General features: G+C 46.8%; 19 protein-coding genes. 6 read left to right on the top strand and 13 right to left on the bottom strand.

The window, feature by feature from the left end:
- The coding region (locus ABV409_RS15625) for a Calx-beta domain-containing protein (protein WP_353878566.1) at positions 1–1,731 on the bottom strand (1,731 nt) is incomplete at its 3' end.
- A 404-nt stretch (positions 1,732–2,135) separates the two neighbouring features.
- Here ABV409_RS15625 and ABV409_RS15630 point away from each other — a divergent pair.
- Both ABV409_RS15630 and ABV409_RS15635 read left to right on the top strand, forming a co-directional pair.
- A complete protein-coding gene (locus tag ABV409_RS15630; protein WP_353878567.1) occupies positions 2,136–2,681 on the top strand; it encodes a ClpP family protease in 546 nt (181 codons plus the stop codon).
- A 199-nt stretch (positions 2,682–2,880) separates the two neighbouring features.
- On the top strand, positions 2,881–4,239 hold the full coding sequence (locus ABV409_RS15635; RefSeq protein ID WP_353878568.1) for an FAD-dependent oxidoreductase: 1,359 nt from the start codon (positions 2,881–2,883) through the stop codon (positions 4,237–4,239).
- Between the two features lie 29 nt (positions 4,240–4,268).
- Here ABV409_RS15635 and ABV409_RS15640 read toward each other — a convergent pair whose 3' ends face one another.
- Both ABV409_RS15640 and ABV409_RS15645 read right to left on the bottom strand, forming a co-directional pair.
- Positions 4,269–5,048, bottom strand: coding sequence for a zinc ribbon domain-containing protein (locus ABV409_RS15640; RefSeq protein ID WP_353878569.1), 780 nt, complete (start codon positions 5,046–5,048; stop codon positions 4,269–4,271).
- Between the two features lie 2 nt (positions 5,049–5,050).
- On the bottom strand, positions 5,051–6,145 hold the full coding sequence (locus tag ABV409_RS15645) for a Nif3-like dinuclear metal center hexameric protein (RefSeq protein WP_353878570.1): 1,095 nt from the start codon (positions 6,143–6,145) through the stop codon (positions 5,051–5,053).
- A gap of 48 nt (positions 6,146–6,193) precedes the next feature.
- Here ABV409_RS15645 and lpxK point away from each other — a divergent pair, with 48 nt between their 5' ends.
- Positions 6,194–7,216: a tetraacyldisaccharide 4'-kinase gene (gene lpxK / locus ABV409_RS15650; protein WP_353878571.1), complete on the top strand. Its 1,023-nt coding sequence runs from the start codon at positions 6,194–6,196 to the stop codon at positions 7,214–7,216.
- Here the strand turns inward: lpxK and ABV409_RS15655 are convergent.
- From ABV409_RS15655 to ABV409_RS15695, 9 genes are all read right to left on the bottom strand, one after another.
- Complete coding sequence (locus ABV409_RS15655) at positions 7,188–9,404, bottom strand: tetratricopeptide repeat-containing hybrid sensor histidine kinase/response regulator (RefSeq protein WP_353878572.1); 2,217 nt, start codon at positions 9,402–9,404, stop codon at positions 7,188–7,190. The genes lpxK and ABV409_RS15655 overlap by 29 nt on opposite strands.
- Positions 9,404–10,414, bottom strand: a complete 1,011-nt coding sequence (gene gap, locus ABV409_RS15660; protein ID WP_353878573.1) for a type I glyceraldehyde-3-phosphate dehydrogenase — start codon at positions 10,412–10,414, stop codon at positions 9,404–9,406. Before gap ends, ABV409_RS15655 begins: the two co-directional genes overlap by 1 nt.
- 26 nt (positions 10,415–10,440) lie before the next feature.
- The gene (gene lipA / locus ABV409_RS15665) at positions 10,441–11,316 is read right to left on the bottom strand and encodes a lipoyl synthase (RefSeq protein ID WP_353878574.1); all 876 of its coding nucleotides are present in this window, start codon (positions 11,314–11,316) and stop codon (positions 10,441–10,443) included.
- A gap of 48 nt (positions 11,317–11,364) precedes the next feature.
- Positions 11,365–11,898 (bottom strand): RNA polymerase sigma factor, encoded by a 534-nt coding sequence (locus ABV409_RS15670; protein ID WP_353878644.1) that lies wholly within the window; start codon positions 11,896–11,898, stop codon positions 11,365–11,367.
- Positions 11,899–11,951: 53 nt separating this feature from the next.
- Positions 11,952–12,161: a membrane or secreted protein gene (locus ABV409_RS15675; protein WP_353878575.1), complete on the bottom strand. Its 210-nt coding sequence runs from the start codon at positions 12,159–12,161 to the stop codon at positions 11,952–11,954.
- 72 nt (positions 12,162–12,233) lie between these two features.
- On the bottom strand, positions 12,234–12,992 hold the full coding sequence (locus tag ABV409_RS15680) for an anti-sigma factor (RefSeq protein WP_353878576.1): 759 nt from the start codon (positions 12,990–12,992) through the stop codon (positions 12,234–12,236).
- Positions 12,989–13,555 carry an RNA polymerase sigma factor gene (locus ABV409_RS15685; RefSeq protein ID WP_353878577.1) on the bottom strand — a complete coding sequence of 189 codons (567 nt, stop codon included), beginning with the start codon at positions 13,553–13,555 and terminating at the stop codon, positions 12,989–12,991. Before ABV409_RS15685 ends, ABV409_RS15680 begins: the two co-directional genes overlap by 4 nt.
- A 178-nt stretch (positions 13,556–13,733) precedes the next feature.
- On the bottom strand, positions 13,734–14,750 hold the full coding sequence (gene murB / locus ABV409_RS15690; RefSeq protein WP_353878578.1) for a UDP-N-acetylmuramate dehydrogenase: 1,017 nt from the start codon (positions 14,748–14,750) through the stop codon (positions 13,734–13,736).
- The gene (locus tag ABV409_RS15695; protein ID WP_353878579.1) at positions 14,747–15,940 is read right to left on the bottom strand and encodes a pyridoxal phosphate-dependent aminotransferase; all 1,194 of its coding nucleotides are present in this window, start codon (positions 15,938–15,940) and stop codon (positions 14,747–14,749) included. Before ABV409_RS15695 ends, murB begins: the two co-directional genes overlap by 4 nt.
- Before the next feature lie 148 nt (positions 15,941–16,088).
- Here ABV409_RS15695 and ABV409_RS15700 point away from each other — a divergent pair, with 148 nt between their 5' ends.
- Positions 16,089–17,435 (top strand): PDZ domain-containing protein, encoded by a 1,347-nt coding sequence (locus ABV409_RS15700; RefSeq protein WP_353878580.1) that lies wholly within the window; start codon positions 16,089–16,091, stop codon positions 17,433–17,435.
- A 39-nt stretch (positions 17,436–17,474) separates the two neighbouring features.
- On the opposite strand, the gene ABV409_RS15705 is transcribed toward ABV409_RS15700, so the two are convergent.
- The gene (locus ABV409_RS15705; protein WP_353878581.1) at positions 17,475–17,861 is read right to left on the bottom strand and encodes a DUF1573 domain-containing protein; all 387 of its coding nucleotides are present in this window, start codon (positions 17,859–17,861) and stop codon (positions 17,475–17,477) included.
- A gap of 197 nt (positions 17,862–18,058) precedes the next feature.
- Here ABV409_RS15705 and ABV409_RS15710 point away from each other — a divergent pair, with 197 nt between their 5' ends.
- Both ABV409_RS15710 and ABV409_RS15715 read left to right on the top strand, forming a co-directional pair.
- On the top strand, positions 18,059–20,689 hold the full coding sequence (locus tag ABV409_RS15710; protein ID WP_353878582.1) for a valine--tRNA ligase: 2,631 nt from the start codon (positions 18,059–18,061) through the stop codon (positions 20,687–20,689).
- A gap of 90 nt (positions 20,690–20,779) precedes the next feature.
- Positions 20,780–21,631 (top strand): methyltransferase family protein, encoded by an 852-nt coding sequence (locus tag ABV409_RS15715; protein ID WP_353878583.1) that lies wholly within the window; start codon positions 20,780–20,782, stop codon positions 21,629–21,631.
- Positions 21,632–21,718 lie beyond the last annotated feature (87 nt).

Raw genomic sequence — 21,718 nt, forward strand, 5'->3', positions numbered from 1 at the left:
AACGATTCCTTCAGGAGATCCTAAGAAAACCCCATTATTTCCTACTAGGTTGTCAAGTTGTTGGATGAATTGTTCAGCAGGTTCTATGATTCCGTCGTCAACAATGGAAACCGGGATAAAGAATTCGGTTCCATCCGGAGAATTCGCAGGGAATGTCAAGGTTGTTGTAGTCGTTGCCGTATAATCCGTTCCAGCGGTAGCCGGATCGCTCAACGAACCGTCGTTACCTAGTGTTACATCAACCGTAAAGGCGCTATCAACGCCAGCCCCGACCAAACGTACTCGAAGTTGCACATTGCCATCGGCTTCACTAAAGGTATAATCTTCCGTAATGACAGAGGCGGCATCCGTATCATTGATGGTTCCTAGACCGGTGTCATCCGTAAAAGTCACTAAGTCAGCCGGGTTGGTCAATACGACCTCTAGGGTTTCGGTTCCTTCCACCCAGGCATCATCCAAAGCAGCCACATTGAAGTTGACCGAGGAGGCATTAGCCGGTAGGGTTACCGTAGTCGGACCACTATAATCCGCATTACTTGTAGAAATATCGGTATAACCAATGTTGAAATCCACATCTTGACTTAGTGGTGTGGATATGGAAATGGTATAGGTTAAATTATTGCCTTCGTCCGCGATGGCATCATTGATGCTCACTCCAGGTTTCACGTTCAAGGTGACCGTAGAAGTTTCGCAAATTCCAGTATTCGGGGCGGGCAAACAAACTTCGATGGTAAAAGTGTCCGTGCCGACAAAATCGGGATCCGGTTCATAGCTAAACGTACCGTCACTGTTCACGGTTAAGGTGCCACTTGAAGGGCTGGAAGTCGCCGTATAAGTCGAACCATCAGGAACATTATCATTCGCGCCGACATCCCCATTGAAAACCGTATTGAAGTCAACGTCAAAGGTATCGTCTACGGCATATTCCTGCATGATCAAAAATTTACCATCGGCAACATCGACCGTTGCAGCGGTAAACCTGATTTCGGTCAATTGGGATCCTTCAGGGGCCAAATCGGTTAGATTGTAAAGCGCGATACCTATGGTGCCCCCAGTATGGTTGACACGTTCGGTCAGCCAGTAATCGCTATTCGCTTGGGGAGGAATATTCGGTTGTGGGCCATTGGATACATTTTGGTGGCGAACGAAAGTCTGGCCAAGCAATTGCTCTGGGCCCCCTCCTGGAGGAATCCCATAAAGCGAAATATGTTGACAATTGTTCGCGTTCCGCTCGGTTACCAAGAGTATGGAACCATCATTGACCGGAAGTGCCGGTGAATAGGTAACGGCTTGGACCTGGGCGTTGGTGGTAGCCAGGGCCGCTTCATTCTCACAAATGTTCGCCCCGTTTCCGTTACAGGCGAAATAGTAATTCAAGTTTAGGCTTTGATATGCACCCAATGCTTCCGCATCCCAGTTGGCAGCAGCACTTGAAGTGACTATCAGAGTACCGTCTTCAAAAATCCTGTTGGCAGTGTGGCCTGCTGGACCCAAACGGATCAAGGAGTATCCTGAAGGTACGGCGAAGGTATTGTAGCTTGTACCGTTCACTTCGACACTCTCCAATTGGGCAGGATCGCTGTTGGAAGGTTGTGGACTGGACCAGGTAAAGGAGGCACCGGTTCGGATACCTTCCACTTGGGCGGTCAGGGTAGTAGATGAAATAGCAAAAACCAGAAGGAGTAACCATCTGGCCAATACGGGCATAGCAGGAGCAATGTTGATCTTCATAGGTCTAGGTGCAAAAATTTACAATCCTAAAGACCTTATCCCATTAAATTAATTGTGGTTCAAAAAGTAGCAATCTTTAATAGGTCAAGGTTTTAGTTTTACGGTTTTGCATTGATTTGGGGTCAATTGCGCTATAAAAGTACCCCCAATACGCCGCCGGTGTAAAATTTCACGTTGTTAGCGTTGTTTTAATCGATTAATTACTTCAACATAGTTTAACGGCTATGTTTAATCGATATTTGTAATTTGTTGTGAAACAGAGGGTTTTGTATGTGAATTTCTTCTAAATCCGGTCGTATGTAAGAATTGTAGGAAGATTTGGGAAAACTGGTCGTGTGCGGGTGGATTCGGTTATCATAGCTGCGATTAATTGGTTAATTTTGGAATTCAATCAGATTAAAACAATGAGTTCGAAGAAAGGAAAAGTTCAAGAGTTGATTCACGAAAGATTATTGGAGGAACGCAAGGTGTTTCTATGGGGTATGGTCGACGACGATTCGGCCAAACATGTCATAGACCGTTTGCTGTACTTGGATCTTTTGTCAAATAAAGAGATACAGTTGATCATCAATAGTCCGGGGGGGTATGTCACTTCCGGGTTTGCTATTTACGATACCATCAAACAAATCAAAAGTCCCGTATCTACGGTTTGCTCAGGTTTGGCCGCTTCTATGGGTTCGATTTTGCTATCCGTTGGGAAAAAAGGACGGCGATTTATCCAACCCCATGCCCGTGTAATGATCCACCAACCGAGTGGCGGGGCTCAAGGACAAGCCTCTAACATCGAAATCCAAGCTAAGGAAATCATAAAGACCAAAGAGTTGGGTGCCCGGATTTTGGCCGATAACTGTGGTCAGGATTTTGAAAAGGTCATGCGCGATTTCGATCGTGATTATTGGATGGGAGCTGAAGAATCGGTTGCCTACGGCATCGTCGACGACATCCTTTAAAATGGTAACAAACAAAAAAAGTCCTTCCGAAACAGGAGGGACTTTTTGATATATATGGACGCCTTAGGCGGAATGCTCGCGCGATTTCGTTTTTACTTTTGATTTGGTCGGTTGTCGCTGAAAGACCTTACATAACCCTCCGATTCGTCCCCACTGTATTTTTGACTACATTTATCATAGTCAAGCACTTGCCATCCCCATGAAGAAACAAAGCCCGAAAAATATCGCGATCATAGGATCTGGATTGGTCGGTTCCTTACTCGCTATTTATCTAAGACGACGGGGCCATGCTGTGACTATATTCGATCGGCGGCCCGATATCCGAACAGTCGAGTTTTCAGGACGTTCGATCAATCTTGCCATGAGTGATCGTGGTTGGAAAGCGATTCGGAACGTAGGTATCGAAGATGCCATTAAGGATATCGCGATACCCCTTTACCAAAGAGCTATCCACGTGCAGGATGAACCCTTGTTCCTGCAACCGTATGGTAAGGAGGGAGAAGCAATATGGTCGATTTCACGGGGTATATTGAACCGTAAGATGATCGATTTGGCCGAAGAAAGCGGTGCCGAATTCCGTTTTGACGAAAAGGTTTGGGACGTCGATCTTCCGGAAGCCAAAATCTACACCGGTGCTTCAGAAAAAGCAAATTGGAAAGCCTATGCATTCGATCATGTCTTTGGTTGTGACGGGGCTTTTTCGCGGGTTCGGCACAAAATGCAGCGTCGAAGCCGCTTCGATTATTCGCAAGACTTTATCGATGTGGGTTATAAGGAACTCAGCATACCGGCAAATCAGGATGGAAGCCATAAGCTCGATAAGCATTCCTTCCATATATGGCCGCGCGGCAACTTCATGTTGATCGCCATGCCCAATACCGACGGTAGTTTTACCTGTACCTTGTTCATGCCATTCGAAGGGGCCGTTTCTTTTGAGAACATCACGAACGAGGCCGAAGCAAAAGCCTTTTTCGAGACCTATTTTCCGAATGTCAGAAAGGAAATCGAAAACTTGACCAAGGATTTTTTCAAAAACCCGACCAGCGCCATGGTGACCATGAAATGTTACCCATGGACGTATTGGGATAAGGTGGCCTTGGTGGGCGATTCGGCTCATGCCGTCGTGCCCTTTTACGGTCAGGGGATGAATGCGGGTTTTGAGGATATTTCGGAACTTGACAAGCTATTGGGGGAATTTGGCGATGATTGGGAAGCGATATTCAAGAATTACCAAGAGCAGCGCAAACCCAATGCGGATGCCATTGCCGAATTGAGCTACCGCAATTTCATCGAAATGAGCAAGAAAACCGCAGAACCCGACTTTCAGCTCCAAAAGAAAATCGAGAAACGATTCGCGGCCAAGTATCCTGGGCAATGGGTACCCGTATACAGTCGGGTAACCTTTTCAAGCCGCCCATATCGAGAGGCCCTTGAAATAGGGGATGCCCAAGAACGGATCATGCAAACGGTCATGCAACAACCTGATATCGATACCCGCTGGGATGCTCCGGAAATCGAAGCGTTGATGTTGGAATTGATCGAAAAACAATCCCAATAAAAAAGCCCCCGGATCGGAGGCTTTGTTTCTTATAGCTTAGCGAAGAGCTTTTCCATTTTGCCTTGTTCCTCATCGGCCAAGACCGGGTCGACCAAAATTCGACCGCTGTGCTCGTCGGTAATGATTTTTTTTCGGGAAGCGATTTCCACTTGGATCTGTGGTGGAATGGTAAAGAACGATCCGCCTGAGGCACCCCGTTCAACAGGAACAACCGCCAATCCGTTCTTGACACTACCGCGAATACGCTTGTAGGCTTTGACCAAACGCTCATCGATTTTCTCTTCGAACTCTTCCGATTTCTTCAATAAGGCCAATTCCTCTTTTTCTGTTTCGGCCAAAATCGCATCAAGTTCCCCTTTTTTGTGCTTTAGGTGTGATTCGCGTTCCGAAAGGATTTCCTTGGTTTCCGAAATAACCTCTTTTTTCTGCTCGATCTGCGCTTTGAATTCCTTAATGTTCTTTTCGGCCAATTGGATTTCCAACTCCTGGAATTCGATTTCCTTGCTCAGGGAGTTGAATTCCCTGCTGTTGCGAACGTTTTTCTGTTGTTCGCTGTATTTTTTCATCAATGCCTTTGATTCCTCGATCAGATTCTTTTTGGCAGTGACTTCGAAGTTTACGGTCTCCACATCCGATTTCAGCTTGTCCATGCGGGTTTTGAGTCCCAAGACCTCGTCTTCAAGGTCTTCAACTTCCAACGGCAATTCACCTCGTACATTCCTGATTTCATCAACCCTAGAATCGATCAATTGCAAATCATACAACGCCCTTAGTTTCTCTTCAACAGTTGTTTCCGTTTTGGTAGCCATACTTAAAAATACTTGATGGGATTAGTAATACTTTCCGATAAAGTGACCGCAAAATTAGGAATTTTTTTCTTAAGAAAATCCACTAAAAGATTTTTTGTAAACTGCTCAGTTTCATAGTGCCCGATATCGGCTATGACCAATTGGCCCTCAGCCTGATAGAACTGGTGGTATTTCACATCGGCGGTAACGAACACATCGGCCCCGGCACGAACGGCATCCAGTATCGCGAAGGCGCCACTACCACCCAAAACCGCGACTTTTTCCACATCCTTACCCAACAAGGTCGAATGCCTGATTACGGAGGCGTTCATATGCGATTTGAGGTATTGAAAGAATTCGATTTCCTTCATTGGGGTTGCTAAGGTACCGACCATACCCATGCCGATGTTTTGGTTGCTATTTTCCAAGGTCTCCATCTCATAAGCTACTTCGTCGTAAGGATGGTTTGTAAAAAGCGCTGATAGGACCGCCTTTTCGAAGGCCGCAGGAAAGGTCAGGTTCAATTGGACTTCTTTTTCGAAATGGGTCACCCCTTCTTGCCCGATGATCGGATGGGCATCGGTTCCTGGTTTGAAACTTCCGGTACCGACCACACTAAAACTGCATTCGCTATAATTTCCGATACTTCCGGCACCAGCACGGAACAATCCATCCCGCAGGGCATCGGCTTTATCGACAGGTACATAGGTGGTCAATTTTTTGATGGTCCCTTCCTTGGGCCGCAAGATTTTGGTATTGCCCAGTCCCAATACCTCGCAAATTTTCGCATTGACCCCTAGGGGACTATTGTCCAAAGCGGTGTGCATACTGAAAATAGCGATATCGTTCTTTATGGCTTTCAAGAGTACGCGTTCTACATAATTCGCTCCGGTAATTTTTTTGATGCCGGTGAATAAAATCGGATGAAAGCTTACAATGAGATTACATTCTTTTTTAATGGCCTCATCGACCACGTTCTCGAGGGTGTCAAGCGTTACCAAGATGCCGTTGACCTCTTGTTCCCATTGGCCGACCAAAAGGCCAACGTTATCGAAATCCTCCGCATAATGCAGTGGAGCCAGTTCCTCAAGGATGACGGCGATATTCTTTATGGTCATAAACGGTGGTTTGATCCGTTAAAGATAAAATATTATAATTTCGTCCTCATGTTGACCCTTCTTCGCTACATCCTCTTTCCGTTTTCACTTTTGTATGCCCTGATCGTGGTGCTACGCAATTGGTGCTATGATTTCGGGTTGTTCGAATCGAAGCGTTTTGAAACCCCGACCATCGTCGTGGGTAACCTAAGTGTCGGGGGAACCGGGAAAACCCCTATGATCGAATTCCTGGTCGCGGCCCTGATGCAAGATCGGAAGTTGGCCATACTCAGTCGTGGGTATCGTCGTAAATCGAAAGGTTTTGTGCTCGCGAATGCGGATTCCGATGTTTTGGACTTGGGGGATGAGCCCTATCAAATGTCCCGAAAATTCCCAGAGGTTCCCTTGGCAGTCGACGGGGACCGCCGTCGCGGAATCGCCCGATTGGAACGCGAGGTGGGGCCGGAGGTCATCCTGTTGGATGATGCGTTCCAGCATCGAAGGGTAGCAGCTTGTCTGTCGCTTTTGCTCACCACCTATGCCCGCCCTTTTCATCGCGATTGGTATGTGCCGACAGGATATCTAAGGGATGCCAAATCACAGTCGAAGCGGGCCTCGGCCATTGTGGTGACCAAATGCCCCAAAACTATGGGCATCAAGGAAATGGAAGAACTTGGCAATCGATTGCGAAGGCATAGTGGTCAAGAGGTGTTGTTCGCAACCTTAGGGTATGGCGGGGCGGTAAAGAACAAGGAGGGTGCCATGGATCTGGAACTTTTGCGGCATCGGACCATTGATTTGGTGACCGGAATCGCTGACCCAAGACCTTTGGTCGAACATTTGCAAGCTTTGGATATCCAAGTCGTTCACCATGCCTACCCGGACCATCATTATTTCACTGCCAAGGAAATCGCTTTTTTCAATTCGGTGGATTTTGTGTTGACCACGGAAAAGGACTATGTCCGTTTACAAGGAAAAGTCGACAAACTTTCCTACCTGCCGGTATATCATGAATTTTTACGAGGGGGTGACAAGAAATTAATGGAGCTCATCAATACAGGTATCAAGCGTTGCTCCCCATCTTCGTCTTAAAGATATTTTCTCCGATTTTCTGGTAAAACACTTCAGGTTTAAAGGGTTTGGTAACCACCGCGTTACACCCAGCGGCGTAGAACTCGTCGAGACTGTCTTCCATGGAAATCGCGGTTAGGGCGATGATCGGAATGTCGGGATCGAACTTTCGGATTTGTTTAGTGGCTTCGGTACCACTGATGCCAGGCATATGAATGTCCATTAAGATGGCGTCGTAAGTATTGGCTTTAGCGGCATCAATCGCCTCGTTACCGTTGTTGGCAATGTCGCAACTGATGTTTTTCTTGCTCAACATTTTCTTGGTAATGACTTGATTGATCTTGTTGTCCTCGACCACCAAAACATGAAGGCCATCGAAGTCGAAATCCTCGACACTAAGTTCGAATGGGACTTCTTCCAAAGAGTTCTCCTCGACTTTCAGTCTGAGGTCGAAAAAGAAGGAACTACCCGTGCCCAATTCACTTTTTAGGTGGATTTGACTGTCGAAAAGACCTAACAAGCTCTTCACTATGGTCAATCCGAGACCCGTACCCCCGTACTCCCGATTGATCTGGACGGAGCCTTGTTCGAAACTTTCGAAAATGTTCTTCTGCTGTTCTGCCGAAATACCGATACCGTTGTCCTTAACTTCGAAATACAGGTCGATTTCTTCCCCTTCGCGTTGTTTGACCTTGGTGATTACATCAACTTGCCCGTCTTTGGTGAATTTCAATGCATTTCCGACGAGGTTCATGAATATCTGCGAGATTTTCAAAGGGTCGCCGAGCAAATGCAACGGAATGTTGTTGTCGTAATCCAAAACGATCTTGGTATTGTTCTCATTCGCCGTTTGTTGCAAGGAATCGATAACATCCGTCAGAACCTTCTTGAGTTTGAACTCGATGTTCAACGGTTCGAGTTTGTCGGCGTCGATCTTGTTGATCTGTAGAATGTCGTTAATGAAATTCAAAAGGTAGTCTCCTGAAAATTTCAATGATTTCAGGTGTTCCTTTTGGTGTTCTGCCGGATTTTCGTCCAAGAGCAAATGGGTCAGCCCCGTTACCGCATACAAAGGGGTTCGAAGCTCGTGGGTCACAGTTGAGAGGAAATTGGTCTTTGCCTCCATCGCGGATACCGCTGCGTCACGCGCCGTTTCCAACTCACGGTTCTTGGTGTGTAAAAGGTCGTTGGTTTTCAGCTTGATCTGGTTATTGCGATACAACGAGACAGCCAAAAGGGAGATGATGATCAAAAAGGCGGAGGTCAAGATCGAGGTGATCTCAGATCGGTTGGCCGATTGGCTCAACTTTTCATTTTCGGCCTCCAAATCAGCGATGATCTTGGTCTGTCGGGCTTGCAATATCTTTTCGGATGTTTTCTGTTCGGTCTTTGACTTTTCTATGGTAAAAATGGAATCCCTGAATTTCGTGACCTCCTTGTTATAGAAGAGTGATTTTTCAAATTCGCCGGTGACCTCATAGGCTTGTGTCAAAAAGAGGTTGGCGTTCAAGGCTTCAAGGCGATAGTCGTGTTTGAGGGCGAGCTGCAGGGCCGCCTCCCCATGTTTGGTCGCTTGTTCCAGCTTCCCGGTCTTCTGGTTCAACTGCGCCAACCCAAGATTCGCCTTGGTCGCCAAATAAGCCCGTTCCAATTCATCCGAATTTACCAATAGGGCATTGAAATTGGTCGATGCTTCCTCGAACTTGTCGATGTTCAAATAGGCATTGCCTTCGGCCAAAAGAATGTTGTTCAATAGGTTTTTATCGTTGTTGATCAGTTTGACCTCTTCCAACATGTTGATCGCCTGGTAGTTGTTTCCTTCACGGTAGAGCAGGTTAGCTTCGATAAAACGGTGTACGGCATCCCCATAAGGATATTCGAGATCTTTGAGTAAAACGCCGGCACGATCCCAATAGAATTCGGTTTTTTCTTTGTCTTCACGCTCAAGGAAGAGCATGGCATACCGATGGTAGGTATCCAATAGGGCTTTGAGGTTTTCTTCCTTTTCTGCAAGATCCGCTGCTAATTTCAACGACTCCAGGGCGGCTTCGAGATTGTCTTGATGTCCATACGACAAGGCTTCCCTAAAGCGTGATTCGAAACTTTCGGTAGTGGTCGATTCTTGTGTATGGGCTACCCATGAAAACAGCAGGCAAAGCAGCAATGCCGCAAGACCTGGTATGCCCTTGAAGTTCGACCGTTCAAACATTAAACGTAGTTCTTTTTGATAAGCAGTTTAATTACATCGATGATCCGTGAACAGTAGCCGGTCTCGTTATCGTACCAGCCGATGATTTTGATCATTTTTCCAATCACCGAAGTCATCTGAGAATCAAACGTACAAGAGTAGCAACTATTGTTTATATCGATCGATACAATGGGGTCTTCGGTATAGAAAAGTACATTTTTTAGCTGATTTTCAGAAATATGCCTAAAAGTCTCGTTGATTTCTTGGATCGAGGTTTGTTTTTTGACGTTGAATGTAATGTCGGTCAAGGACCCGTTTGGAACAGGTACACGAATACCGCATCCACCAATGACATCTGCCAAATCAGGGAAAATACGCGTTAGCGCTTTCGCTGCCCCTGTGGTGGTCGGAATAATCGATTGGCTTGCCGCACGTGCCCTTCGCAAATCGCGATGTGGTCGATCATGCAAGCTTTGATCTGATGTGTACGAATGCACCGTGGTGATGTAGGCTTGTTCGATGCCGCAAAGGTCTTGGATGACCTTGATCATCGGGGCGGCATTGTTCGTTGTGCAGGAGGCATTGGAAATGATGTGGTCATCAGCCCCGAGTTCCCCTTCATTGACCCCATAGACGACCATTTTGATATCGGTTTCAATGGGAGGAACCGTTAAGATCACTTTTTTAGCCCCATTCTTCAAATGGAAGTCAAGTTCTTTGCGGGTTTTGAATTTACCGGTGGCCTCAATGACCAAATCCGTTGCGTATTTGCCCCATTCGATATGTTTCGGATGGTGTTCGTTCAATACTGGAATCTCCCTTCCTTCATAGACCAAATGTCCATCTTGCCCTGCTATCGAGGCGCTATGGGGGCCATGTATGCTGTCGTATTTGACCAAATGGGCCAAGGTCTTGGCATCGCTAAGGTCATTGATCGCAACGACTTCCAATTCAGGATGGTTCTGGAGCAACCTAAAGAAAGTCCTACCGATCCTACCGAAACCATTGATGCCGATGCGAATTTGGTTCAAAAGAAAGGGGTTTAAGGGTTATGGCACTAGTGGATGTGCTTGTGGGCTTTGTAAGAAGATCGGACCAATGCCCCACTTTCTACATGACGGAAACCCATCTCCAAACCTATAGTCTCATACTTTTTGAACTGCTCGGGCAGTATGAAGTTTTTGACCGGAAGATGTTTTTTCGAGGGTTGTAGATATTGGCCGATGGTGACCACGTCAACTTCGGCCTTTCTCAAATCTTCCATGGTCTGAAGCACTTCGGCTTCTTCTTCACCCAAACCTAGCATGATGCCCGACTTGGTGCGATTGGCGCCATTTTGTTTCAAGTAGCGCAATACCTCGAGACTGCGATCGTATTTGGCCTGGATGCGGACTTCACGGGTCAATCGCCTCACAGTTTCCATATTGTGTGAAATCACCTCGGGGGCTACGGCGATCAAACGATCTAAGTGTTTTTCAATACCTTGGAAATCGGGAATCAAGGTTTCCATAGTGGTTTCAGGGTTCATGCGGCGCACCGCTTTTACCGTTTCGGCCCAAATGATGGATCCCATGTCTTTAAGGTCGTCTCGATCCACCGAAGTAAGTACGGCATGTTTGATGCCCATGATCTTGATCGAGCGTGCCACTTTTTCCGGTTCTTCCCAATCCACACTTTCAGGTCTTCCTGTCTTGACCCCGCAAAAACCGCAAGAACGGGTGCAAATGTTCCCCAAGATCATAAAGGTAGCGGTACCTTCACCCCAGCATTCGCCCATATTGGGGCAACTACCAGAGGTGCAAATGGTATGCAGGTCGTATTTCTCGACCAATCCCCTGAGTTGGGTGTATTTTTTACCCGTAGGAAGCTTAACACGAAGCCATTTCGGCTTGCCCTTCGGCGGATGCACATGTGAAGCGGTTGCTGTAGACATACCTGGAATTTTGGACTACAAATATACGAATTGATGGACGGAATCCGGCTATCGGTTGGCGATCACCTCGGCCAACAATTTTTTGGCCCGCAAGAGCTTTACTTTGATGTTGTTGATGGGTTCTCCGAGTTCATTGGCGATTTCGGCGTAGCTCATTTCGTTGAAAAAGCGCAAATTGATGACTTTCTGATAGGTCGGCTTTAATTTTTTGATGTCGGCCAACAAGGTGGCCAAATTTTGCTCGATGATCAGGTTATCCTCAGCCGTAGGGCTTTCATCCAAGACTTTATTGACTTCTTCGGCCTTTCCTTGATCGGCATCGGCCATGACGTTCCGTTTGCGTTTCCGGATGAGGTCTACGTGGAGGTTCTTTGAAATAGTGATCAACCAGGTTGCGAACTCATAGGACTCGTCGAAGGTGTCGATCTTGTCGAATGCTTTTGAAAAGGTCTGGATGGTGATATCCTCGGCATCGTTCTCATTCTTGGTCCGGATGAGCTGAAAGCCGTAGACATCGTTCCAAAAACGATCCAATAGGGCGCTGAACGCGATTTGGTTGCCCGTTTTTGCCTTGGCGACCATATCATTGACGTTTAACTCCGGTTTACTCAAAAAAAGTGGTTTTGTCGTGAGGGTTAGGAGGGGTCGGTTACCATGTCTTTGCGACATTCCTGTTCGCTCGGCAATTTACCGCAGTAGCCACAGGCTTCCCCGTCTTTGTTCAGGTACGGATTTTGACTGGCACAAGTGCCGGCGAACTTCCCGTCCTTTTTCGACCAGATCTTGATGGCGATACCGGCGAAGGCCAGTGCTAGGAGTCCAATGGTCAAAAGTATCAATTTCATGCCTGAAAGTTTTTGCAAAGGTACGAAATAGAACCACCTTGCATTCGCATTTAAGAGGACTTTATGCTTGGGTCAATAGGTAATATTGGCCACGATGTTTTGTACGGTGGGTGCTTCATTGCCACCTTCGGGCTCGATGGTGATATAACTGATGGCATCATCCGCATAGGGCAGGGCCAAGAGCTTTTCCTTATCATCGAATTGTTTGATAATACCCAGGTTGACCATCTCCCCATTGACTTCGGCCCACATTTGAAAACATTGGTCTTCGGGCAATTGGGGTAAATGACTGACGTTGATGTACGACAATTTTTTCACCGGATTGATGTAGGCGACGGCCTTCAGCTCTTTCGCCTTTTGGTTCCCCATTACCGAAAACCGACGGGTGTTGGGGTTGTTCAAAACAATGTATTGGTTGCGAAGGTCTTCCAATTGCACCTTCATGTCCATCTCAAGGTTTTTGATCTTGTTGTTGACAATGGTGTTTTCTTGTTGAAGGCTCTTGTTCTGATTGTAGAAGAAATAGGACGAACCTGCAAAAACACAGGCAACGATGCTGGCCGCAATGGCGTAGCGGTAAAATTTGAACCTGCTTTTTCGTTCTTGGCGGATGCTGGCCAGAATACGCTCTTTGAGTCCCTCCGGGGCCTTTAGGGCATGTAGCTTGGCGAATGCTTCCAGATTTTCCTGCAATTCGTTGTAGGTCTTGCGGACTTCGGGATACATCGCGATATACCGTTCGACCTGAAGACTTTCTTCGGTCGACGTACTGCCCAAAAGGTATTTTTCGAGCAGATCCGAGTCTAAGAATATTTTTATTTTTTCTTTCATTGCAACAGGCTCATTAAAATGATTTGGGCCAAAAAGGCACCATAAATCTTCCGTAATTCGCGCAATCCGATCTTGAGCCTTGATTTGATGGTACCCAGCGGAATATCAAGCTCTTCACTGGCTTCTTGCTGTGTCATCCCCTCGAAAAACAGGGCCTCAAGCACTAATTTGTACTTCGGCTCGATTTTATCAAGGTGCTCTTTGATATCCAAAAGCTCAGGGCGGATCGCTGAAACGCCTACATTATATACGTCAGAGGCATCGATTTGGATTTCCTTGTCGGTTTTTTTGCTTGCGCTTCGCAATTTGTCGATGGCCGTATTTCGGGTAATCCGAAAAAGCCAGGTGAACAATTTGGCTTTGGACGCATCATAGGAATCGGCTTTTTTCCAGATTTTGACAAAGCTTTCCTGTACGACATCTTGGGCAAGATCCTCGTCTTTGACCACTTTGTAGGCCACACCGAAGAGCGTATCGGCATAATTGTCGTATAGCAATGAAATGGCTTTTTCGTCGCGTTCCGCTAACAATTCGACAATATGTTTTTCAAGTAATGTGCTCATGGAGAGGCCAATGGGTAAAATTGGGAAAACCTTAAGAATCCAAACCTTTTGTTCGCTCGTATATAGATAAACGCTAAAGTATAAAAATGATTATTACCGCGGTGTTTTAAAAGAATTACAATAAGAGTTTGGTTAGTTTGGTTTGGTTTAACCCCGGGCAATCGTTAGGTTCCCGGGGTTAATTTATGATGTTCACTTCAGGCTCGATGTGTATTTTGAAGCGGTCGTACACGGAGTTTTTGATGGTTTGGGCCAATTTGTACAATTCCATTCCGGTGGCTTGGCCGTAATTGACCAACACCAAGGCCTGTTTGGCATGTACGCCGGCATCACCGAAACGTTTCCCTTTGAATCCACATTGTTCGATCAGCCAACCGGCCGGTATTTTGAAGCGGTCGTTTTCCTGCGCATAATATGGGGCATCCGGAAATTTCTTATGGAAGTTTTCGAAGGTCTTTTTCGAAATCACGGGGTTCTTGAAAAAACTGCCACTATTTCCGATTTCCTTGGGATCGGGCAACTTCTCCTGACGGATTTTGATCACTGCCTCCGACACGTCTTTGATCGTTGGGTGCACAACGCCTTTTGCCGCCAATTCGCTTTCAATAGCCCCATAGAGCGTGTGGATCTTATGGTCGGTTTTGCTCAGACGCAGTTTGACCGATGTAATGATATAGCGGTCTTTGGCCTTGTTCTTGAAAATCGAGTCGCGATAACCAAAGGCGCATTCCTCTTTGGTGATTTCCTCGAGCTCATTGGTTTCAAGGTTCATGGCCTCACAAGAAACGAAAACGTCCTGCAACTCGACCCCATAGGCCCCGATGTTCTGAATGGGTGCCGTTCCAACGTTTCCTGGAATGAGCGAGAGGTTTTCCAAGCCGCCATAGTCCCGTTCCAACGTCCAGAGCACCAATTCATGCCAGTTCTCACCTGCCATGGCCTTGATGATCACCGAATCATCGGATTCCGAAACCTTATGGATCCCTTTGAGGTTGATAAAGAGGACCAAGGCATCGATATCCTTGGTCAGTAGCATATTGCTCCCACCGCTGATGATGAACCGGTTCGGATAGGCCGACAATTGCAAGATGCGTTGCAATTGCAACAGACCGGTGATTTCGACAAAGAACCGCGCCTTGACGTCCATGCCGAAGGTGTTGTAGGGTTTGAGCGATATGTTTTCTTGGATGTTCACGCTGTGCGATAGGCTTGGAGACCGGTACGTAAGATCTCGACGGCTTTCACCAGCGATTCCTTTTGCAATACATAGGCGATCCTAATTTGGTTTTTACCCATTCCCGGAGTGGCGTAAAAACCGGCTGCCGGGGCTACCATCACGGTCTGTCCATCAAGTTGGTACGACTCTAACAACCATTGTGCGAAATCGTCTGCATCGGCAATCGGTAGTTCGACCACGCAATAAAAGGCGCCATTGGGTCTGGCGATCTTTACCTGTTCGATTTTCGCCAATTCTTGCAAGAGCAGGTCACGTCGTTCAACATATTCTTCAATGACCGCTTCGAAATAGGATTGTGGGGTTTCTAAAGCCGCTTCACCCGCGATTTGTGCCAAAGTCGGCGGTGAGAGCCTCGCTTGGGCGAATTTCAGTGCCGTAGCGATGACTTCTTTGTTTTTGCTGACCAGACATCCGATTCGTGCGCCACACATGCTGTAACGCTTTGAGACCGAGTCGACGACGATCGCATGTTGTTCGATTTCATGTTCTCGCAATATCGAATGGTGCCGCTTGCCGTCATAGGCAAATTCACGGTACACTTCGTCGGCTATCAAAAAGAGATCATGGTGCTTCACCAATCGGACCAATTCCTTGATTTCCCCATGGGTGTAGAGGTATCCGGTCGGATTACCGGGGTTGCAGATCAAAATGGCTTTGGTCTTATCCGTAATGCGCTTTTCGAATTCGGATATCGGGGGCAAAGCGAAGTTCCGATCGATCGAAGAGGCGATAGGCACGACATTGATCCCGTTGGCCGTTGCAAATCCGTTGTAATTGGCGTAGAACGGTTCGGGTATGATGATTTCATCCCCGGGATCCAATACCGACCCCATGGCGAAGGTCAAGGCCTCCGAGCCGCCGGTAGTGACGATGATCTCGTCGGCGTCCAATTGGATATCGTGCTTGGCGTAATACCCTGAAATTTTACCTCGGTAGGTTTCCGATCCCTCGGTCTGGCTATAGGCCAATACCTCGATATCGGCATTTTTGACTGCCTCTAAGGCCGCTCTCGGGGTCTTGATATCGGGTTGACCGATGTTCAAATGGATGACTTCCACTCCCTTTTTTTTGGCAGCTTCGGCATAGGGCACCAATTTCCGTATGGGTGAAGGGGGCATCAACGCCCCTTTTTTTGAAATCGCTGGCATTACCGTTTATTTTCGACAAAAATGGTGAAACCTAGGAAGCAAAGCAATTATTGCCCGAGGATTTCGCAGTCATCCCCTTTGAAAAGACTGGTATAATTCATCCGTTTTTCGTAACTTTAAGACAGTCAATCAATTCTCTTTTAACGGTTTGAACAAGAAATCCGCCCTTTTGCTGCTTTTTCTATCGACCCTTTCCTTTAGTGGTATCGGCCAGCGGTTTCATATTTCCAATCAAAAAAAATTCGAAAAGATCAATTTTGAATTGATCAACAACCTCATGGTCGTACCTGTCGAATTGAATGGTGCGAAGCTCTCTTTTATCCTTGATACTGGGGTAAGTAATCCGATCTTGTTCAATCTTACCGATCAAGATTCGGTGCAAATCAATGATGTCACGGAGATCACCCTACGGGGTCTTGGCGAGGGTGAACCCATGAAAGCCTTGAAATCGCGACACAACAACTTCGCTATCGGAAATGCGAAAAGTTTCGACCAATCGATGTATGTGGTCCTTGATAAGGATTTGAACTTTTCCACTTCCTTGGGGGTGCCCGTGCATGGGATCATCGGTTATGATCTGTTCAAGAGTTTCGTGGTCGAGGTCAACTACACGGCAGGACACCTCAAGTTGTACCGACCTGAGAACTACACCTACAAGCCTTCAAAAAAGAAACAGACCCTACCGCTGACCGTCATTGATAAAAAAGCCTATGTCGATGGGATGATCATTAAAGCCGATGATGCCGAAGTACCTGTAAAATTGCTCGTGGATACCGGGAGCAGCGATGCCTTATGGTTGTTCCACAATCCGGAGAAAGGGTTGGATATCCCGGAAGCGAACTATGAGGATTTCCTAGGAAAGGGTTTGAGCGGTAACATTTTCGGAAAGCGGACCAAGTTAAAGGGCATGAAGATCGGCGATTTCCATTTGCTCGGGGCCAAGGCCGCTTTTCCCCATCGGGAATCCTTCGATGCCATCAAAGACCTTGGAGACCGCAATGGTAGTGTAGGAGGGGAGGTCTTAAAACGTTTTAGCATTGTTTTCGACTACCCGAATAATAAGATTACCTTATCGAAGAACGCCAGGTTCAACGATCCATTTCGGTACAATTTGGCCGGAATCGAGTTGCAGCATAACGGGGTTCGTTACATATCGCAACGGATCGCCGATGTGAATGGTTTCGTGACCAAAGACGAAAAAAGCTTTGGCAATGTGCAGATTTTGATGCAGAACCGCACCCGATTGAGTTTGGTGCCCGAAATCATCGTATCAGGAATCCGGGCAGGTAGTCCAGCAGAAGAAGCGGGCTTGCAGGAGGGTGATATTATTTTGGCGGTCAACGGTAAGGAAGTGCATAATTACAAATTGCAGGAAATACTCGAGTTGCTCAACCATCGCAAGGGCAAACGTGTTCGGGTCTTGATCGAGCGCTACAACAAAGACCTGCTCTTTACCTTCGTCCTAAAGGATCTATTCGAAACAAAAAAGCCCTGATGTTTCCATCAAGGCTTTTGGTTTATCGCTTTTCTTCGGTTACTTCGCTCCTTCCGCTTTCACCGTGCCTTTAATTTTCAAGATTTTCGTAGGCGTATCAGCATTCGAACTTACCGTAATCGCTTTCCGGATAGGTCCGACACGCTTGGTGTCATATTTGACTTGGATCTCACCGGTAGCTCCTGGTAGAATCGGGGCATCCGGTTTTTTAGGGATCGTACATCCACAGCTTGATCGTACATCGCTGATCACCAAAGGTGCATCACCGGTGTTGGTAAATTCAAAAACGCGAACCCCATCACTTCCTTTGTCGATTTCACCATAGTCGATGGTCTCACTCTTAAACTCGATTTTAGCGGTTTTGTCCTGCGCTTTCACGCTGAAGGCCAAAAGTCCTACGAATAATACAAGTACTGTTCTTTTCATTTTTCTAGTTTTGGGTCATTTCAAAAGTAGCCCATTTCAACCTACCTCCAAAATTCTTTTGTTATCTTATAACGTTACTTATTTTTGTTTCGTATTTCAAGGATTGGCCAATCGCCGACGGATAGCGTAAATTTAACAAAGCGCCATTCCTTACGATTTCCCAGTCCATTCCTAATTAGACAAAAACTGTACCGAAAATGGAGATTCCATCTAAATATGAACCTAGAACGGTTGAAGGGCGATGGTATGATTACTGGATGAAACAAGGGTTTTTCAACTCGGTACCCGACGATCGGGAACCCTATACCATCGTGATCCCACCACCCAATGTGACCGGAATCCTCCATATGGGGCACATGCTCAACAATACCATTCAGGATGTTTTGATCCGCAAGGCCCGTTTGGAAGGAAAGAACGCCTGTTGGGTTCCCGGAATGGACCATGCTTCCATAGCGACCGAAGCCAAGGTCGTGGCTAAATTAAAAGCCGACGGAATCGATAAGAACGACCTGACCCGGGAGGAGTTTTTGAAGCATGCATGGGAATGGACCGACACCTATGGCGGGGTCATCTTGGAACAATTAAAGAAACTGGGATGTTCTTGCGATTGGAATCGGACGAAGTTCACCTTAGATGACGACATGTCGGCTTCGGTCATCAAAGTTTTCGTTGACCTTTATCGTAAAGGGTTGATATATAGGGGTTTTCGTATGGTTAACTGGGACCCAGAGGCCAAAACCACCCTTTCGGATGAAGAAGTGATCTACGAAGAACGACAAGGTTCCTTGTATTATTTGGCCTATCAGATCGAGGGGTCTGAAGAAACCGTTACGATTGCAACGACGCGCCCCGAGACCATTCTAGGCGATACGGCGATCTGTATCAACCCCAATGACGAACGGTACCAGCACCTCAAAGGGAAAAAAGCCATCGTGCCGATATGTAATCGCGTTATTCCTATTATCGAAGATGAATATGTGACCATGGAGTTCGGTACCGGTTGTCTTAAAGTGACTCCGGCCCACGATGAGAACGACAAAGTCTTGGGTGAAAAACACGGGTTGGAAATCATCGATATCTTCAATGAAGATGCCACGCTAAACGATTATGGCTTGCACTACAAAGGTCGTGACCGGTTTGATGTGCGTAAAGCGATTTCCAAGGAGTTGGATGCCGCCGGGGTTTTGGTGAAGACCGAACAGCACATGAACAAGGTGGGTACTTCAGAGCGTACCAAAGCGGTAATCGAACCCCGATTGTCGGATCAATGGTTCTTGAAGATGGAAGATTTGGCCAAACCGGCACTGGAAGCGGTCTTGGAAAGCGGAGAGGTCAAGTTGTTTCCTAAGAAATTTGAAAATATTTACCGGCATTGGATGGAAAATATCCGCGACTGGAACATCTCTAGGCAGCTTTGGTGGGGGCAACAGATACCCGCCTATTACTACGGTAGCGGGACCGAGGATTTCGTCGTAGCCGAATCTCCTGAAGAGGCGTTGCAATTGGCGAGAACGGCAAGTGGTAATCCTGATTTGGATGAAGCGTCCCTTCGACAAGATCCCGATGTGCTCGATACCTGGTTTTCATCCTGGTTGTGGCCCATCAGTGTTTTCGGGGGCATTTTGGAGCCCGATAATGACGAAGTATCGTACTATTACCCGACCAATGATTTGGTCACCGGTCCCGATATCCTGTTTTTCTGGGTGGCACGTATGATCGTTGCAGGCTATGAATTTAGGGATGAACGTCCTTATGAAAACGTGTATCTAACAGGTCTGGTTCGCGACAAGCAACGTAGGAAAATGTCAAAACAGCTTGGCAATTCACCCGATGCCTTGGCGCTTATCGACGAGTTCGGTGCAGATGGGGTACGGGTTGGACTGTTGTTGAGTTCAGCGGCGGGGAACGATTTGCTTTTCGATGAGGCCTTATGCCAACAGGGTAAGAATTTCGCCAATAAAATCTGGAATGCCTTCCGATTGGTCAAGGGCTGGGAAACCGCGGCGATCGACCAACCTGAAGCCGCCCGCATCGGCATCGACTGGTATACGGCACGCTTCGATCAAGTGTTGGCCGAAATCGAAGATCATTTCAGTAAATACCGTATTTCGGATGCACTGATGGCTTTGTATAAATTGGTTTGGGATGATTTCTGTTCGTGGCTATTGGAAATCGTCAAACCGGCCTACCAGCAACCCATAGATCGCACTACCTATGATGCGGTTATCGATTTGTTCGAGCGCAATATCCGCTTGTTGCATCCTTTCATGCCTTTTTTGACGGAAGAGGTATGGCAGCATATCGCCGAAAGAAGTCCAGAAGAATCACTCTGTGTCGCCGAATGGCCCAAACAAAACGGTTTTGATGCCCAAATCATCTCTGATTTCGAATTCGCCTCTGAGGTTATCTCAGGAATCCGCACCATACGAAAAGAAAAGAATATCCCTCAAAAAGAAGCATTGCAGCTTTCTGAACTCAACAAAGAAGGGCTTTCTTCGGTAATGGATGCGATCATCCTTAAGCTGGGTAATGTTTCCGAGATAGAAACGGTCACCGATTCCGTTGAAGGTGCGCTGAGCTTCAGGGTAAAGAGCAATGAATACTTCATACCGATCGGTGGTGCCATTGACGTTGAGGCCGAAATCAAGAAAATCAATGAAGAGCTTCAATATACCCGTGGATTTCTGCAGTCGGTACAAAAGAAATTGGGTAACGAACGCTTCGTAAACAACGCTCCGGCCCAAGTTGTCGAATTGGAACGTAAGAAAGCTGCCGATGCGGAAGCCAAAATCGATACCTTGGAGAAGAGCTTGGCGAGTTTAGGATAAAAGGGATTGGGCGAATGGTGCCGGATATTGGTTCCTGACCCACGCTTTTGGCTAATTCGCTCGCAGATACGACCCTTAAAACGCTAGTAATTGAAAGGCACGGCTTATTTAGTACAAAGCGCACTGATTTCCATTTGGTGGGTCGCTTTGGCATTGAGTGATACTTTTTTCGAGGCTTTCCAATTCCCAGGTATCCCCAAGGTGGCATTTTATTCCTTTTTATTGCCGGATGTGGTTTTGGTCGCGGTCCTATCGGTTATTCGGGCCTATGTACCCAAAAGAAGCCTTGAATTTCTTATCCTAGGGGCATTTGCTTATGCCTGTCTGTACTGTATCAATGCTTCCCTTCTAACTTCAGGAGGGTACTTATCGACAACTTTGATGCTGCTTGGGTTGCTGTACAATGTGTTTTTGGTTTTTCAATTTAGGGTGTTTAAAACTTCAAATACCGTTGGGTTTCTTGGAAACGCACTTAAGACCTTGTTGCAGATCGTAAGCGTCTGGAGCATTACCCTAGTTTTGTTCCCATACATTATCATGGATGCATTCCACATCGAGGTGACCTCTTCCGATGTACAACGAATTGTGGCCTTGTTCGGTTTTGTGATTTCGAGTCTATTGGGCCTTTCAAGTGCCTATGTCTTGGTCGCTTTTGGAAATGGGACCCCCTTACCGGCAGACCAGACCAATGATCTGGTGGTAAGCGGACCCTATCGATGGATTCGCAATCCCATGGCCTTGGCCGGTATGGGACAAGGACTTTCCATTGCCCTATATGTCGGATCACTACACCTTGCTATTTACACGATTCTTGGTGGACTGATATGGCATTTCGCCGTACGTCCTATTGAGGAACGGAATATGGTTTCGAGATTCGGCGAAGCATACCGTACGTATCGTGACCAAGTCGGGTTATGGATTCCAAAAAGGGGACATCGGTGAAAGACACCCTCGATTGGGTTCCTTAGGGATTTCTTTTTCCGCTAGCTATCTTCCTTCAAATAATTGGTATTTTTAAGGGATGACTAA

The organism is Flagellimonas algarum, assembly GCF_040513375.1.
Classification (GTDB): Bacteria; Bacteroidota; Bacteroidia; order Flavobacteriales; family Flavobacteriaceae; genus Flagellimonas_B; species Flagellimonas_B algarum.

What these genes read in the sequence shown, in the direction of transcription:
- ABV409_RS15645 (WP_353878570.1), bottom strand. Translation starts at nt 6,145, where the DNA reads ATGACCATAAAGAATATCGCCGTCATCCTTGAGGAACTGGCTCCACTG.
- ABV409_RS15655 (WP_353878572.1), bottom strand. Translation starts at nt 9,404, where the DNA reads ATGTTTGAACGGTCGAACTTCAAGGGCATACCAGGTCTTGCGGCATTG.
- ABV409_RS15685 (WP_353878577.1), bottom strand. Translation starts at nt 13,555, where the DNA reads ATGAGCACATTACTTGAAAAACATATTGTCGAATTGTTAGCGGAACGC.
- ABV409_RS15705 (WP_353878581.1), bottom strand. Translation starts at nt 17,861, where the DNA reads ATGAAAAGAACAGTACTTGTATTATTCGTAGGACTTTTGGCCTTCAGC.
- ABV409_RS15710 (WP_353878582.1), top strand. Translation starts at nt 18,059, where the DNA reads ATGGAGATTCCATCTAAATATGAACCTAGAACGGTTGAAGGGCGATGG.
- ABV409_RS15635 (WP_353878568.1), top strand. Translation starts at nt 2,881, where the DNA reads ATGAAGAAACAAAGCCCGAAAAATATCGCGATCATAGGATCTGGATTG.
- lipA (WP_353878574.1), bottom strand. Translation starts at nt 11,316, where the DNA reads ATGTCTACAGCAACCGCTTCACATGTGCATCCGCCGAAGGGCAAGCCG.
- ABV409_RS15680 (WP_353878576.1), bottom strand. Translation starts at nt 12,992, where the DNA reads ATGAAAGAAAAAATAAAAATATTCTTAGACTCGGATCTGCTCGAAAAA.
- ABV409_RS15640 (WP_353878569.1), bottom strand. Translation starts at nt 5,048, where the DNA reads ATGGCTACCAAAACGGAAACAACTGTTGAAGAGAAACTAAGGGCGTTG.
- ABV409_RS15630 (WP_353878567.1), top strand. Translation starts at nt 2,136, where the DNA reads ATGAGTTCGAAGAAAGGAAAAGTTCAAGAGTTGATTCACGAAAGATTA.
- ABV409_RS15670 (WP_353878644.1), bottom strand. Translation starts at nt 11,898, where the DNA reads ATGGTCGCCAAGGCAAAAACGGGCAACCAAATCGCGTTCAGCGCCCTA.
- ABV409_RS15695 (WP_353878579.1), bottom strand. Translation starts at nt 15,940, where the DNA reads ATGCCAGCGATTTCAAAAAAAGGGGCGTTGATGCCCCCTTCACCCATA.
- ABV409_RS15675 (WP_353878575.1), bottom strand. Translation starts at nt 12,161, where the DNA reads ATGAAATTGATACTTTTGACCATTGGACTCCTAGCACTGGCCTTCGCC.
- lpxK (WP_353878571.1), top strand. Translation starts at nt 6,194, where the DNA reads ATGTTGACCCTTCTTCGCTACATCCTCTTTCCGTTTTCACTTTTGTAT.